This window comes from Gordonia alkaliphila (assembly GCF_039542465.1).
Lineage (GTDB): Bacteria > Actinomycetota > Actinomycetes > Mycobacteriales > Mycobacteriaceae > Gordonia > Gordonia alkaliphila.
This window is the reverse complement of record NZ_BAABIE010000061.1, coordinates 1-535: the sequence shown is the minus strand read 5'-3', so window position 1 is coordinate 535 and position 535 is coordinate 1. Positions and strand designations below refer to the sequence as shown.

The following is a 535-nucleotide window of genomic DNA, read 5'->3' as shown; positions in this document are numbered from 1 at the left end:
CGGGCTGTCCGCCGCGGTCAGCCAGTACGGATCCAGCAGCCACGCGGTGTCGAGGGCCTTGTTGGCCAGGGCCGTCATCAGGTCCGTCGAGGGGAGCTGCTTGATCTCCATGTCCTTCAGGGAGATGCCCGCCTCGCGCAGCGCCTTGTCCATCGGATAGGCGATGGAGGAGGCGGCGCCCACGGTTGAGCCCAGGGTCTTCCCCTTGAGCTCCTTGACGTCGGGGTTCTGCGGATCGGAGAAGATGTCGCGGGGGGCCCACAGCCCGGTCTGCGGCTGGGTCAGGTCGGCGGACTTCGGCTCCACGAAGTTGCCCAGCACCCACTTGAGGTCCAGGCCCTGGTTGACCGCGTTGAACATGCCGGCCTCGACGCCGCCGTAGGAGATGTCGACCCGGCCCGCGGCCAGCTGCGGCATCGCGTCGGCGAACGGCAGCACGGTGAACTCGATCTTCAGGTTCTCCTTCTCGAACTCGCCGAACTCCATCCCGACGAAGATCGGTGCGAGGCTGCTCGACCTCGAGGCCGACGTCATC

The 535-nt window shown here is 67.1% G+C and carries 1 protein-coding gene; it reads right to left on the bottom strand.

Features of this window, described 5'->3' with window-relative positions; translation table 11 throughout:
• Positions 1 to 535: ABC transporter substrate-binding protein (locus ABD989_RS17710; RefSeq protein ID WP_345314514.1), on the bottom strand; the 535-nt coding region annotated here is incomplete at both ends.